General features: G+C 46.8%; 20 protein-coding genes. 19 read left to right on the top strand and 1 reads right to left on the bottom strand.

What is annotated here, in order from left to right:
* Positions 1-3 precede the first annotated feature (3 nt).
* The 16 genes from WMO44_RS04085 (at position 4) to WMO44_RS04160 (ending at position 10,182) form a co-directional block, all read left to right on the top strand.
* Positions 4-396, top strand: a complete 393-nt coding sequence (locus tag WMO44_RS04085; RefSeq protein ID WP_349151840.1) for a beta-sandwich lipoprotein — start codon at positions 4-6, stop codon at positions 394-396.
* Positions 393-647 carry a sporulation initiation factor Spo0A C-terminal domain-containing protein gene (locus tag WMO44_RS04090; protein ID WP_349151841.1) on the top strand — a complete coding sequence of 85 codons (255 nt, stop codon included), beginning with the start codon at positions 393-395 and terminating at the stop codon, positions 645-647. The genes WMO44_RS04085 and WMO44_RS04090 overlap by 4 nt, the downstream gene beginning before the upstream one ends.
* The gene (locus WMO44_RS04095) at positions 644-979 is read left to right on the top strand and encodes a hypothetical protein (protein ID WP_349151842.1); all 336 of its coding nucleotides are present in this window, start codon (positions 644-646) and stop codon (positions 977-979) included. The genes WMO44_RS04090 and WMO44_RS04095 overlap by 4 nt, the downstream gene beginning before the upstream one ends.
* A 3-nt stretch (positions 980-982) precedes the next feature.
* Positions 983-1,192, top strand: a complete 210-nt coding sequence (locus tag WMO44_RS04100) for a hypothetical protein (RefSeq protein ID WP_349151843.1) — start codon at positions 983-985, stop codon at positions 1,190-1,192.
* Between the two features lie 63 nt (positions 1,193-1,255).
* Positions 1,256-1,405 carry a hypothetical protein gene (locus WMO44_RS04105; RefSeq protein ID WP_349151844.1) on the top strand — a complete coding sequence of 50 codons (150 nt, stop codon included), beginning with the start codon at positions 1,256-1,258 and terminating at the stop codon, positions 1,403-1,405.
* 414 nt (positions 1,406-1,819) lie between these two features.
* Positions 1,820-2,188 (top strand): hypothetical protein, encoded by a 369-nt coding sequence (locus WMO44_RS04110; protein ID WP_349151845.1) that lies wholly within the window; start codon positions 1,820-1,822, stop codon positions 2,186-2,188.
* A 164-nt stretch (positions 2,189-2,352) separates the two neighbouring features.
* Positions 2,353-2,673 (top strand): hypothetical protein, encoded by a 321-nt coding sequence (locus WMO44_RS04115; protein WP_349151846.1) that lies wholly within the window; start codon positions 2,353-2,355, stop codon positions 2,671-2,673.
* Positions 2,615-3,175 carry a PD-(D/E)XK nuclease family protein gene (locus WMO44_RS04120; protein ID WP_349151847.1) on the top strand — a complete coding sequence of 187 codons (561 nt, stop codon included), beginning with the start codon at positions 2,615-2,617 and terminating at the stop codon, positions 3,173-3,175. The genes WMO44_RS04115 and WMO44_RS04120 overlap by 59 nt, the downstream gene beginning before the upstream one ends.
* Positions 3,172-5,937, top strand: a complete 2,766-nt coding sequence (locus WMO44_RS04125; RefSeq protein ID WP_349151848.1) for a helix-turn-helix domain-containing protein — start codon at positions 3,172-3,174, stop codon at positions 5,935-5,937. Before WMO44_RS04120 ends, WMO44_RS04125 begins: the two co-directional genes overlap by 4 nt.
* 15 nt (positions 5,938-5,952) lie before the next feature.
* Positions 5,953-6,222 (top strand): hypothetical protein, encoded by a 270-nt coding sequence (locus WMO44_RS04130; protein ID WP_349151849.1) that lies wholly within the window; start codon positions 5,953-5,955, stop codon positions 6,220-6,222.
* Between the two features lie 337 nt (positions 6,223-6,559).
* Entirely contained in the window at positions 6,560-6,904 is a 345-nt protein-coding gene (locus WMO44_RS04135; protein WP_349151850.1) for a DUF4588 domain-containing protein, read from the top strand.
* Positions 6,882-7,331: a hypothetical protein gene (locus WMO44_RS04140; RefSeq protein ID WP_349151851.1), complete on the top strand. Its 450-nt coding sequence runs from the start codon at positions 6,882-6,884 to the stop codon at positions 7,329-7,331. The genes WMO44_RS04135 and WMO44_RS04140 overlap by 23 nt, the downstream gene beginning before the upstream one ends.
* A gap of 1 nt (position 7,332) precedes the next feature.
* The gene (locus WMO44_RS04145) at positions 7,333-7,596 is read left to right on the top strand and encodes a DUF6275 family protein (protein ID WP_349151852.1); all 264 of its coding nucleotides are present in this window, start codon (positions 7,333-7,335) and stop codon (positions 7,594-7,596) included.
* A gap of 9 nt (positions 7,597-7,605) precedes the next feature.
* Positions 7,606-7,944, top strand: coding sequence for a phage head-tail connector protein (locus tag WMO44_RS04150; protein WP_349151853.1), 339 nt, complete (start codon positions 7,606-7,608; stop codon positions 7,942-7,944).
* The gene (locus WMO44_RS04155; protein WP_435387726.1) at positions 7,944-8,420 is read left to right on the top strand and encodes a DUF7211 domain-containing protein; all 477 of its coding nucleotides are present in this window, start codon (positions 7,944-7,946) and stop codon (positions 8,418-8,420) included. Before WMO44_RS04150 ends, WMO44_RS04155 begins: the two co-directional genes overlap by 1 nt.
* Before the next feature lie 16 nt (positions 8,421-8,436).
* Positions 8,437-10,182, top strand: coding sequence for a terminase TerL endonuclease subunit (locus tag WMO44_RS04160; protein WP_349151855.1), 1,746 nt, complete (start codon positions 8,437-8,439; stop codon positions 10,180-10,182).
* 1 nt (position 10,183) lies between these two features.
* On the opposite strand, the gene WMO44_RS04165 is transcribed toward WMO44_RS04160, so the two are convergent.
* Positions 10,184-11,236, bottom strand: coding sequence for a hypothetical protein (locus WMO44_RS04165; RefSeq protein WP_349151856.1), 1,053 nt, complete (start codon positions 11,234-11,236; stop codon positions 10,184-10,186).
* A gap of 98 nt (positions 11,237-11,334) precedes the next feature.
* On the opposite strand from WMO44_RS04165, the gene WMO44_RS04170 reads away from it, so the two are divergent.
* The 3 genes from WMO44_RS04170 to WMO44_RS04180 are packed head-to-tail and all read left to right on the top strand — an operon-like array spanning position 11,335 to position 14,138.
* Positions 11,335-11,856, top strand: coding sequence for a DUF7211 domain-containing protein (locus tag WMO44_RS04170; protein ID WP_349151857.1), 522 nt, complete (start codon positions 11,335-11,337; stop codon positions 11,854-11,856).
* A 10-nt stretch (positions 11,857-11,866) separates the two neighbouring features.
* Positions 11,867-12,922, top strand: a complete 1,056-nt coding sequence (locus WMO44_RS04175) for a hypothetical protein (RefSeq protein WP_349151858.1) — start codon at positions 11,867-11,869, stop codon at positions 12,920-12,922.
* A 16-nt stretch (positions 12,923-12,938) separates the two neighbouring features.
* Positions 12,939-14,138 carry a phage portal protein gene (locus WMO44_RS04180; RefSeq protein WP_349151859.1) on the top strand — a complete coding sequence of 400 codons (1,200 nt, stop codon included), beginning with the start codon at positions 12,939-12,941 and terminating at the stop codon, positions 14,136-14,138.
* Positions 14,139-14,165 lie beyond the last annotated feature (27 nt).

Consider the following 14,165-nt stretch of genomic DNA (forward strand, 5'->3'; position numbering starts at 1 on the left):
ACTATGAAAAATCGTATTATTTGTGTCTTTACATGTCTGATGATGCTCGTCGGCTGTGTGGTTCTGTGCAGCTGCTCCGAAGCGGATAAGGTGAATCGGAACATTTCTAAGCAGGCCAACTACTTTGAAGCTGAGCGCCGGATCACGGTCTATAACGCACGTACGGACAACGTTATCCTTGAAATGGAAGGTGCTATGTCCATCTCGAACAATGAAAACAACGAACTTGTGTGTACGGTGAAGACCGGTCCGAACGAGTATAAGAAGAATTATATTTACCTGAACGAGTACACCATGTATGTTGTTGAGGATATCACCGGCACTCATACCGATCCATACCACTATAAGCTCTATTTCCACACGGATATTCTGCCGGATGTGGAGGTAAGGTCGTGACCTACCTTGACGAGGCTGTGGAAATCGGTGTTCAGATGGTGTCTGGCTTACTCACGCCTGCAAGCCTGACGGATATTTACGTTATGATTGCTCGGAAGCATGAAATTCCGCCGCAGAAGGTCGAAAGCTCAATCAGGAGCGCCATTTGTGAAATCAATAAGAAGATGGGTATGCATTTTACGCCCATGACTTATATTCACATAGTAGCTCTTGGCGAAAAATACCGAAAGAAGATGATGAAAGCTAAATGACTACATATGAATTTGTAGATAGCATGGGTGTACCTGTTTGGATGAGCGGCTTCGATGCTCTCATTGACGCTATTGATATTCTCAAAAACGCTCTGCAGAACAACGAATCGCCAACCATTGTGGACATTAACCGAAAGCTGTGCGTGAAGTATCACACGAGCACCATTGCGATGGACAGACTTCTTCGTCGGGCGGTAGACTATGCAGTGATTCGGAAGCAGACGCATGGACCGCTTTATTACGAGGTGTTGGGCGATACTCCTCGGCAGGCAATGCCTTTGAAACAGTTCTTGTATATCTCTGCGCGATATTTGATACGGGAGGAGGTGTAATAAGTGATGCATGATATTTGTGGCATTGACCAAAAGAGTATCGATGATGGTAAGGTTTGGGTGCGCATTCGTGGCACCAATCCGACCATTCAGAAGCCTGTCGCTGAGATCTCGTATGAGGAAACGATGGCAGCGGTGGTCTTCCGGTACAAGGATGAGCATTGCAAGCGGATGGTAAACATCACCAACCTTGACATCATGATTAAGGACTGATATTCTTAGGACAGAAAGGGTGTGCTCTGGATGGGATTTTCTAAGGACTTGAAGGAAATTATCATGATGCGCATGGCACTAAAAGAGAAGAAACGGCAAGAAGAGGAAGCTGAGAGAAGGCACTACCTGTTCATTATGCTGCTCATCTTTGCAGCACTCATGACATACGTTTCCGTCATGGCAATGTTTGAAAATTTAGGCATCATCCGCTGAAAAAGGGAGGCTCTGGAGCAATTTCAGGGCCTTTTCTTTTTGATGTCAATATTTGTCAAAGATTGTCACGGTGTGAATTTTTGGCCATTTTTTCTCTTGGAATTTATGTCAATAATTGTCAATGTGTGAAAAAATGGCGATTTTATGGCCAAAAACCCACTTTGTGGCCAAAAATTTTTGCAAAAATGGCCACAACTTTTGACGTAGATACGTTAAAAATATGCAGTTTGGCCAAAAACCCACTTTTTTTCTTAATTTAATAAAAAAATTAAAAATTTTATATATAGTAGTTGAAAATAAAAATGGGTTTTTGGCCACAGCAAGTTTTCTGCTCGAATTGGCCAAGAGGGCCACCACTTTCACCTTGTAAAAGAATAACAAAAACTATATAATTGAGTTACGAGGTGCAAAGTTATGAAAAAGCGTGAAATTCCGTTTATGGCCCAGTATGAGAATGAGTTTGGCTATCACGAGTGGACTACGTTGGACAGCGCAAATAATTTGGTGCGCTGCTATTATAATGGCGATACAGAACTTCATGTGAAAGAGCCCTGGTGCGAATGCAATGGCGTCAGGATGAGAAAGGTACGAAATCAGGAAAAGTGGCGTTGTCCTATCTGTGGTAAGGTCTATGATATTTCCGACATTGATTGGCCCATGCCCTATTGGGATGATGAGACTGGTCTGAAGAACGATTATGGCGAATATATGTATCCGAATGCAGAGAAGCGGGCAGGTCCTCCTGAAATGTACGAGGAAGCTCCCTTTACTTGGTATCTGTAAGGTGAAAGTTTGAGGATTGTCACGATTGTGGCAGTCCTTATATTTTTATCCTTCTAAAAGATTGACAAATATTACCAAATATCCCCGCGTAAATTTCTTGCTCTTTTATGGGAGGAACAGTGTGCGTAAAACATGCTGTTCCTCTTTTATTTTTGGAGGTTTGTATGCTAGAGAACAAATTCAAAACAGGATTGGTGAAAGACCTGAAGAAACGCTTTCCTGGCTGCATGGTCGTTCATCTCGACCCGAATGAAATTCAAGGGATTCCGGATCTCTTGGTTTTATATCGAGACAGGTGGGCAGCACTCGAAGGAAAGAAGACAGGCAAGGCATCGCATCGTCCAAATCAAGACTACTACGTAGCCAAGATGAACGAGATGAGTTATGCCTCTTTTATTTATCCTGAGAACAAGGAGGAGATACTGGATGAACTGGAACGATCATTCACGACTGCAAGGCCAGCACGCTTTTCTGGGGGCGAGTAAGTATCATTGGATCAATTACGATGCTGCCCGGATTGCAGAGTCCTTTGTAAACTATCAGGCGAAGGAGAGAGGAACACGGCTTCATGCATATGCTGCAGAAAGCATTGCGTTAGGACAGAAGCTTCCTCGGAGTAAGAAGACGCTCAACTCCTATGTCAACGATGCAATTGGCTTTTGTATGACCCCGGAAGTGGTTCTTTATTATTCAGAGAACTGCTATGGCACAGCCGATACGATTCATTTTGCAAACAACTTCCTGCGCATCCATGATTTGAAGACTGGTCTGGTACCGGCACACATGGAACAGCTCTTCATCTATGATGCACTTTTCTGCTTGGAGTATGGTGTTAAGCCTCGCGATATTCAAATCGAAAACCGTATCTACCAGAACGATGATATTTGGATTGTGAATCCGACTTGTGAGGACATCGATCCTATCATTAGCAAAATTATCGAGTTCAACAAAATCATTACTGAACTGAAGTTAGGAGCGACAGCATGAATCCGGTAGAGAGAGATATTCGAGGATATTTCGGTATCGCACCGGAAGACAGTATCCTGGAGCATTATGGCACCAAGCGCCACTCGGGCAGATATCCGTGGGGTTCTGGCGAGAATCCGTATCAGCGTTCAGGCGATTTTCTGTCACGTGTTGAGGAGCTGAAGAAGAGCGGTATGAAGGAGAAGGATATTCTCCAGACCATTAACGATTCTTTACCCGAAGAATATAAGATGGGTGCTACCGAGTTCCGTATGGCACAACGTAGAGCCATTCACGAACGCCAACAGCTCAAATACGACCGTGCACGTGCCTTATCGCAGGATGGGCTCGGCCCCACAGAAATCGGTCGTGAGATGGGCTTATCTGAATCTACGGTTCGTTCGATGTTAAAGAACGACAAGCCTGATAAATATACCAGAACCAAAGAAATTGCCGAGACCCTGCGTAAGGAAGTCGATAAGAAGGGCATGATCGATGTTTCCGAAGGCACAAATCTGGTTCTGGGCGTTTCAGAAGGTGATTTGGACGATGCTATATTTGTTTTAGAGGCAGAGCACGGATATCAGCGTTATGGCGTTGGCATCCGTCAGCCAACAAATATTAACCAGCAGACCAACATCACTGTTCTGGCAAAGCCGGAATATGACCAGAAATATGCATATCAGCATCAGAATGAGATCCAGTCTCTTGGCGAGTATCATTCTGAAGATGGTGGCGAAACGTTCAAGAAGCTTCAGCGCCCCAGCAGCATGAGTTCTGACCGTGTTTATATTCGCTATGGTGATGAAGGTGGTCTGGACAAGGATGGCGTTATCGAGATTCGGAGAGGTGTTGCTGACCTGAACCTCGGAAAATCGCATTATGCGCAGGTTCGTATCATGGTGGATGACAGTCATTACCTGAAAGGCATGGCTGTATATTCTGACGATATTCCTGAAGGTTATGATGTGGCGTTTAACACCAACAAGAAATCCGGCACTCCGAAAATGAAGGTCTTAAAGCCTATCAAAGATGACCCCGATAATCCTTTCGGCGCATCTATCAAGGCAAATGGTCAGAGCACCTATATTGGTGAGGACGGAAAAGAACATCTGTCGCCCATCAATAAGCTGAAAGAAGAAGGCGATTGGGACACCATGGCAAAGAACCTTTCTTCGCAGTTTCTGTCCAAACAGCCGGTCAAACTTCTGAAACAGCAATTGGATCTTACTGTTGCCGACCGCAAGGCAGAATATGACGAGATTATGCAGTATGACAATCCGACGATTCGGAAAAAGCTGCTGCTTGACTTCGCAGATACTTGCGAGGGCAACTCGATGACCCTGAAAGCATCTTCTTTCCCGGGTCAGGCGACAAAGGTTATTTTACCACTGTCCAAAATCGGAGAGAGAGAATGCTATTGCCCTACATATCCTGATGGCACTCAGCTTGCATTGGTTCGTTTTCCTCATGCAGGAACCTTTGAGATTCCTATTGTAACGGTCAATAACAAGAATTTGTCCGGGCGTAGAAATCTCGGCAATGTGCAGGATGCAATTGGCATCAACGCAAAGGTTGCAGAACGTTTGTCTGGTGCTGATTTTGATGGCGATACGGTTGTAGCGATTCCAAAGTCGAGCAAAGTCGATATTAAATCCACCCCCGCTCTGAAGGATTTGAAAGACTTCGACCCCAAGATTGCATATGCTGTGCCTGAAGGAAATCCCAATGGCGTGCGCCTCATGAAGAAAGAGGAAAAGCAGAAAGAGATGGGAATTATTTCCAATCTTATTACTGACATGACTCTTCGCGGCGCACCTGAAGGCGATATTGCTCGTGCCGTCAAGCATTCCATGGTCGTTATTGATGCGGAAAAGCATAAGCTGGACTATAAACGTTCTGAACGTGAAAATGGTATCCAGGAGCTGAAGCAAAAATGGCAAATCAGAGTGCAAGAGGACGGTACTGAAAAATATGGCGGTGCATCCACGCTCTTATCCAGAAGAAAACAGACCGTTCGAGTGCCTGAGCGCAAAGGAAGTGCTCGAATCGATAAAGAGACGGGCGAAAAAATATATAAGGAGTCTGGGCGTACTTTTATTGACCCCAAAACGGGCAAGAGAGTACAAGCTATGACGGAAGTAAGTCTTATTTCCATGCACCCTAACGCACGAGACCTATCCTCCGGCACCATTCAAGAAAATTACTATGCCGATTTTTCAAATGAACTGAAGGCTTTGGCTAATCAGGCGCGGAAAGAGGCTGTAAATATGAAGGGCATCCAGAAAAGCCCTGATGCTGCCGAAAAATATAGAGCCGAAGTTGAGTCTATTAACGCTAAGCTCAATGCGGTTATTGGTAATAAGCCGAAAGAACGGCGTGCTACCATTATTGCAAACGAGAATATTAAGGCTAAAGTACAGGCTCAAGGTTTGGACTATAAGAAGGACAAGAAAGAAATCAAGAAGATTGCCGCTGTTGAGATGCAGCGCGCACGCGATTCTGTTGGTGCAAGCGGCAGCAAGACAAAGATTACGTTCACAGATCGTGAATGGGAAGCAGTTCAAGCTGGTGCAATCTCTGATTCCAAGCTGATGAAGATTCTGAACTCGTCAAAGTCGGATGAAATCATCAAACGAGCAATGCCAAAAGCAAGTACAACGTTGTCTTCTGCTAAGTTAGGCAAAGCACAAGCAATGTTGGCAAACGGCTATAGCTATGCAGAGATTGCAAAGGCTTGCGGCGTCCCTGAATCAACGATTTATGATAATCTTAACAAGTAAGAAAGGCTTTGAACTATGATTCGATGCTTTTTAACCACTGTTGACAACCCATACAGTCCTTATGAACAGTTTGAGGACTGGTATCGGTTCGACACCGACAAGGGTTATAACTCGTCTGGGCTGCTGATGCGGATGGCTTACACCTCTGACCAGCTCACGGACGCAGAAAATGCGTATGAAATTGAGCAGGCTATCGACCAAATCGTGGCCAATGATCCGCTCAATATCTACAAAAAGCTCAAACTCGATATCAAAGATGATGCTCCTGGAGAGCAAACAGCGTAAAAGGGGTATAGGGGGGGTGCTTGAAAAATACACCCCCTCCCCAAATCGCGCCGGTCTTTGATTTTTCCCCGGAGGGAAAATTGAGAATTGGGTTTTAACTACTGCCGAGGTTTCAGGGTGTAGACTGTGCCTCGGTGGTTTTTGTAAGAGCTTATGGGAGGGTGCTCTCTTCAAACAACCTCCATTTGTCGTTTGTTCATTTTTCTTCTCCTTTCAAATGATTAGAAAGACACCACAACCGGCTCCCATAAACTCTTACAAAAGCCATTGAAAAGTGTGGGAAACAGGCAAGATTCTAGTGCAAACCAAATCAAAACAGAATAGAAGGATGACAAAAATGAGGACAAAGAAAGCTGCTTCTGAAGACGTGGCTCCCATGCGGCCAACATTGTCCCCAGAAGTACGAGAAAACCAGATGATTTCCCTAGCAATGGATCTGGTGGAGAAGCGATTGCGAGAAGGAACGGCATCTTCAGCCGAAACGACTCATTTTCTGAAACTGGCTACGGTCAAATCAGAACTGGAGAAGAAAAAGCTGGAAGCAGAGAATACACTTCTTCATGCAAAAGCAGATGCTATTCAAGCAGCCAAAGATAACGCCCTTCTTTACAAGGAGGCAATCAAGGCAATGCGGGAATATGGCGGAGTGGAAGATAACGATGAACCAGAGAACATATTCTGAGCTTTGTCAGTATTCGACCTTTGAAGACCGGTTCCATTATTTGCAACTGCATGGTGCTGTTGGGCATGATACATTTGGATTTGACAGGTACCTGAACCAAGATTTTTACCAGTCCAGAGAATGGAGGATGTTCCGTGACAAAATTATTGTTCGGGACATGGGATGTGACCTTGGTGTTCCTGATCACGAGATTACTGACTGGGTTGTCCGAGGTGGAAGGCTTATTCGACCACGCATCATCATTCACCACATAACCCCTATTACAAAAGAAGATGTACTGGAGCATCGAGAGTGCTTACTTGACCCTGATAATGTGATTTGTGTATCCGACCAAACACATAAGGCAATCCATTATGGGGATGACAGCATTCTGGAGCCAGTATTCACAGAACGAAGACCGGGCGATACCTGCCCATGGAGGAAATGACATGAACAACGAAGCTATGATGAACCGCGCAAAGCAACTGGTGGTGGACTACTTTAACGCCCATGTGGACGTGACTGACGGCAAGAAGCTGACGATGGAGGATGTGTTCATCGTGTGGTTCAGCAAAACTCTGCAGAACTGGAAGGCGCTTGTGAGCACCACCGTATCCGACGGCATGTACTATGAGCTCACCCACAATGGTGATAAGGGCGAGACTTATCTGGATGCCTACAAGAAGTGGGACAACAAGTGTATCCCGGACTAAGGAGCAACTATGGACAGCATTCTCACTTCTGTAAAAAAGCTGTTGGGTCTGCCTGCAGACTATGAGGCATTCGACCCGGATATCATCATGTACATCAACACTGTGCTAATGATCCTTTCCCAGATGGGGGTAGGACCGAAAGAGGGCTTTTTTATCTCCGACAAAAGCGCTACTTGGAACCAGTTCATTGCTGACCCGGTGAAGGTGGAAGCCGTGAAAGCCTATGTGGCAGTCAAGGTGCGGCTGCTGGGCTTCGATGTACCACAAAGCAGCGTGACCAAAGAGGCTCTGCAGAATACCGCATCCGAAATGGAGTGGCGGCTGAATGTGGAGCATGATAAAGGGTGATGATTATGAATAGTTGTGAAATTTGGCACTGGGGCGTCAAAGGTATGAAATGGGGCGTTCGGCGCTACCGGAATGCTGATGGCAGTCTGACACCAGAGGGAGTGCGCAAATATCGAAAAAGCTATAACAATATTAAAAATACTCAAAAGTTGGCCGAACAGTCTAAAACAGTTAATTCAACGGGAATTTCTGCGCTGGACTCTTATAACAATAAATACTATGAAAAGCAGGCACGTACCAAAGTGGATGCTCTGATGAGCCGAATTGGAAAACGTGGGTTTTCCCCAATTGACAAACAGGTTGTATCAGAAGGAAAAAGAGCAGCGGAAAAAGTTAAAAAAGAGGCAGAGCGGTTTAATGCCACTCTTGACTTGAATCTTGACACTAAGGATAGCTTTCTCCTTCTTCGTAATCCGAAAAAGGAATACGATGCAGAGTATAAACGTTATCTTGATAAACATCTGGTTCAAAGATAATTGAGGAGGCCAGAAGATGGCACTTTCAAACACGGCCACGCCGATTTATTATGGCCGGTTTCGAGAGGCCGTGATTCGGGGTGAAATTCCGGTATGCCGAGAAGTCTCCATGGAGATGAACCGGATTGATGACCTGATTGCAAACCCAGGCATCTACTATGATGACAAAGCAGTGGAAGGTTTTGTCAAGTTCTGCGAGAATGAACTGACCCTTACTGACGGCGGAGACCTGAAACTGCTGGATTCCTTCAAGCTTTGGGCAGAAGAGATATTTGGCTGGTACTACTTTGTGGACCGCAGTATCTATGTGCCCAATCCCGGAGGACATGGCGGTCACTATGAGCGAAAGCGTATCAAGAAACGGCTTATCACGAAGCAGTATCTTATCATTCCTCGCGGTGCCGCCAAGACCATGTACGACGCATTCATTCAGAGCTACTTTTTGACGGTGGATGTATCAACTACCCAGCAATGCACTACCGCGCCCACCATGAAACAAGCAGAAGAGGTCCTTTCACCGATCCGTACAGCACTGGCTCGGTCGAAGGGACCTCTTTTGAAGTTCATGACGGAGGGCAGTTTACAGAACACGACTGGCGCAAAAGCAGACCGAGTGAAACTGGCATCGACCAAGAAGGGCATCGAGAACTTCCTGACAAACAGTCTGCTGGAAGTACGCCCGATGACCATTGATAAGCTGCAGGGGCGAAGGGATCGTGTGGCTACCGTTGACGAATGGTTGAGCTGCGACATTCGGGAAGACCCCATCAGTGCACTTGAACAGGGTGCATCGAAGAACGAGGACTACCTGATTGTAGCTACCAGTTCAGAAGGCACCGTCCGTAATGGTTGTGGTGATACAATCAAAATGGAGTTAATGGACATCCTGAAAGGGGAGTACATCAACCCCCATGTGTCCATCTGGTACTACAAGTTGGATTCCATCGATGAAGTTACAAACCCCGATATGTGGCTGAAGGCAAACCCAAATCTGGGACAGACTGTCAGCTACGAAACGTATCAGCTGGATGTAGAACGCGCAGAAAAAGCGCCTGGCTCCAGAAACGACATTCTGGCCAAGCGCTTTAACATTCCTATGGAGGGGTATACCTACTTCTTTCCGTATGAAGAAACCCTGCCACATCGCCACCGAGATTACTGGCAGATGCCTTGTGCTCTCGGCGCAGACTTGTCGCAGGGTGATGACTTCTGTGCGTTTACATTTCTGTTCCCAATGGCGAACGGCTTCTTTGGCGTGAAAACCAGAGATTACATTACCTCTTATACACTGTCGAAGCTCCCACAGGCCATGCGCCAGAAGTACGACCAGTTCATGCAGGAAGGAACACTACAGGTGTTTGATGGCACGGTGCTTGATATGATGCAGGTCTATGATGACCTCGATAACTTCATTCAGCAGAACGACTATGATGTCCGGTGCTTTGGATATGACCCTTATAATGCTAAGGACTTTGTAGAACGCTGGTGTACAGAGAATGCGCCGTTTGGTGTAGAGAAGGTCATTCAGGGCGCAAAGACCGAGAGTGTACCGTTGGGTGAACTGAAGAAGCTGAGCGAACAGCGGAAACTACTCTTTGATGAAGCTCTTATGCAATTTGCCATGGGCAACTGCATTGCTCTGGAAGACACGAACGGTAACCGCAAGCTGCTGAAGCGTCGTTCTGACCAGAAGATTGATGCAGTTGCTGCCATGATGGATGCCTACATTGCATGGAAGATGAATCGAGAAGCGTTTGAGTAAATCAAACGACCTTTTGGTAGACTTCGCCGTTCGGACGAAGGTACAGTTCCGTAGGAGCAGAAGGCTTGTCCAGTGCATCCTTGACCAAGACAAGAAGCGGAGACTCTGGCTGCGCATTCAATACATCAGATAGTTCCAGAATTTTGTGCTCGCTTGCAGACACATCGCCTTTGAGCAGACCTTTCTTTTTGCTTTCGATTTCCTTGTTTATTTTATCAGAGAAGGTTTTCAGCGCACCAATCATGCGGTTCTGACTGAGAGCAAACAAAGGTTTCGCATCGGCTTTGATATTCGCAAGGTAAGACTTGTTCCAATTTTGCGCATAGTAAGCTTCCATAATGGTACTGATGGCATACAGCTGGGAAGCAAGGTCAATGCCCTGTTTGTTTTGCAATACGGTTCTGGCCTGATTTTCGTTGGTTTTTGCACCAACAGAATCTTCCAACTGCTCCGTGTAGAACTCCATGTCAGCCACAGCCTTGATTTTTGCACGTTGCAGGTTGCCGATGGTAGCCATGCGCTGCGGCTCACTGAGCATGATGGTCGAGAAGTTTGCAAGTGCATACTTAACAAATGTAAGTTCAGACAGCAATTCCGTGCGTTTGGAAGCCTGAAGAAATACCAGAAGGTCATCCAGCTTTCGATTGACTTCTGTTAACTTGGAACTGATGTCTGCGAGGAAATACTGTCCGGTGGCAAAAGAAGCAACACTGAACATCTGAAAAGCGGCAACTGCTGCAGGATCGACCTTATACAGAGAAGCAGTGCCTGCAAAATGTCCGGTGGCATCTACCATAGTTGTGGACTGACCGCCCTGATTTAAGTTCAACAATGTGCCATGGATGCCTTTTGGAAAACGGAGAACATACGTGCTGGAAACAGCGTCAGCCGCAGCTTGCGCAGGAATCAGTTGCAATAACGAATTGGCAGCAAGCCCTGCCTGCTCTGGAAACTCGACCTTTTTAAAACGGGTTGAGTCATCGAAATCGGGATGGGTTTCACAAGGCGCAATCTCGCAATTGAAATCTGCGGGACGCAGTTGAGAATCAGACATAGTTTCAGACCTCCTCCACACATAAAAACAAGCGGATAGCCCAGTATAACACGGGGGGGGGGTATGTTTGCAATACTTATAAAGAAGGAGGATGAAGCTTGTATTATAATAATCAGATTTGGCACTGGGGCGTCAAAGGTATGAAATGGGGCGTTCGGCGTTACCAGAATGCCAATGGTAGCCTGACGGATGCAGGCAAGAAACGGTACGACAGGGATGTAACGACCAATGACAAAAAGAAAAAAGATAATAAGCTGCCTGCGGATGCTTTGCAAGATCCGAATCGCTGGGTTCGTGAAGATCGTGAACGGGCAAAATCTGTCGCAGATGCTGGCAGCCAAATGGCAGGTAACCTGAAAACACTGAGCGACAAGTCCATGAAGATTCAGTCTCGCAGGACAGAAAAGATGGATTTAAGCAAGATGACCGACCAGGAGATGCGGGAACGAATCAATCGGGCCATGCTGGAGAAACAGTACGATGACATGTTCAATCCGAAGAAGGTCTATTCCGGCCGGGAAGCCGTTAGTGATACTTTGGAGGTTGCGGGAAGCGTTCTCGCCATTACCAGTTCTGCGTTAAGCATTGCTCTTGCAATTCAGAAGTTGCGAGAGGGGTGAGTAATTCAAAATGGAATTGTATCACCACGGCATCAAAGGCCAGAAGTGGGGCGTAAGGCGTTACCAGTATGCTGACGGCACGTATACCCCGGCAGGACGGAAGCGTTATGGTGTAAGTCAGAACGCAAGCCGAATGGAGCGCATGGCATCCACAATGGAGATGCGAGTAAAAGACTGTGTGAATACTGCTCGCACACAGGTGACGGGTCGGCAGTATGTTGACGGATACCTGAAGAAGGGCACAACTTTCTCTCGGATTCAGACTTCCAAGGACTTCGAGAATTTCGCGTTCTACGCCACCTATAAGAAGGCTGACAGTGATAAGTACATGGGGCTCTTCGGAAAGAATCTGATGACACGAGCCAATTACGATGCCAAACAGGCAGAAAAGCAGGCGAACGCTTCCGGCAGCGAAGCTGACTTAGTAACGGCCACCGCTTTACGCGATAAAGCCAACAGCATGAAGGTCTATCAGCTGAAACTGGAAACAGTCAAGAAGCTGAAGGTGCCTTCTGATGAGAACGCAAGTGATATTACGGCTAGACTGCTGAAAGAGAAAGAGTTCAAGCAGAATCTTGAAGCATCCATAGCGGATTCCAAAGAGAAGATGCGCAGACCCACCCAGCAGGTGCTTTTTAAGCAAGCTGAGAATGCGTTGAAGAAAGACCCCACTACGCTGACGGCTTCTGAAAAAGTGGCTATCTATAAAGCTCTAAACCTTTCTCTGACAAACCATAACGCACAGGAAGTGGCAGCACAGAGCCGTTTCTATGCGGAGCTGAGTAAGAAAGGCTACAATGCGTTGCTGGATTATAACGACAAGGATTATTCCAGCTATCATGCAAAGCGCCCGATGATCGTGTTTGATACAGATTCTGTCCGCCTGCAATCGGTGACAGAGACCAATCCGAAGGTCGTGGACAAGCTGTATATGCGCTACAATGCCGAGCGAATTGCAAAAGAAGTTGGAGCAAACACAATCGGCTACGTTTCCAAGCTGGGCAACAAGACGGTTTCGGAGTGCTCCGCTTACATGGAACGCAAGATGAGCGATTATTTGAGTTAAGGAGGAAAAATTCAAAATGGAGATGAACATTGGCTCCAGGCTGAAACACGCCTGGAATGCCTTTCTCAACCGGGACCCTCCCGGAAGCAGGTATTATGGGGGTGGCTACAGTTATCGCCCTGATCGGATGCGCTTTTCCCGTGGGAGTGAGCGCACCATCATCAATGCCATCTATAACCGCATCGCGCTGGATGCAGCATCCATTACGATCAACCACGTAAAGCTCGATGAAAATAATCGGTTTGATTCGATTATTGATTCAGGCCTTAATTATTGCCTGAATACTGAAGCTAATGCCGACCAGACCGGCCGAGGGCTGATTCAGGACATCGTGATGACCTTTCTGGAAGAGGGTGTTGCAGCGGTTGTGCCAGAGAAAACGAACTTTGACCCGCGCTACAGCAACAGCTACGAAATCTACTCCATGCGCGTTGGTGTGCCTGTGGAGTGGTACCCGAACCATGTGCGTGTGCGGATGTTCAACGAGCTGACTGGACAGAAGGAAGAAATCACCTTCCCGAAGAAGATGGTGGCTCTGATTGAAAATCCGTTTTACGCAGTCATGAATGCTCCGAACTCCACTATGCAGCAGCTGGTGCGAAAACTGGCTTTGCTGGATGTGGTGGACGAACAGGCTGGCAGCGGAAAGCTGGACATGATCATTCAGCTGCCCTATGTCATCAAGAGCCAGGCGCGCCGAGATCAGGCCGAACAGCGCAGGGCTGAAATCGAAAAGCAACTTTCCGGCTCCAAGTACGGCATTGCCTATACGGACGGCACAGAGCGAATCGTGCAGTTGAATCGCAGTCTCGAAAACAACATTCTGAAATCCATCGAATACCTGACGAACATGGTATACAGTCAATTGGGTGTGACACAGGAGATCCTGAATGGTACTGCGGACGAGAAAACGATGAACAACTACATGAATCGCATCATTGAGCCAGTCATATCGGCAATTGCAGATGAGTTCAAGCGGAAGTTCCTGACAAAGACTGCCCGGACGCAGGGTCAGAGCATCATGTTCTTCCGTGATCCGTTCCGTCTGGCACCGGTGAGCATGATTGCAGAGATGGCAGATAAGTTCACCCGCAACGAGATCATGACCCCGAACGAGTTCCGGCAGGTGATTGGCATGAAGCCCTCGAAGGACCCGAAGTCCGACCAGCTTGCAAACCGTAATATTGCCTCGGCTGACAAGAAGATGCCCATGTAGGGCGAAGAAACTTATGCTGACGAGCAG

Origin of the sequence: Faecalibacterium tardum (assembly GCF_040096515.1) — a bacterium.
Classification (GTDB): Bacteria; Bacillota; Clostridia; order Oscillospirales; family Ruminococcaceae; genus Faecalibacterium; species Faecalibacterium tardum.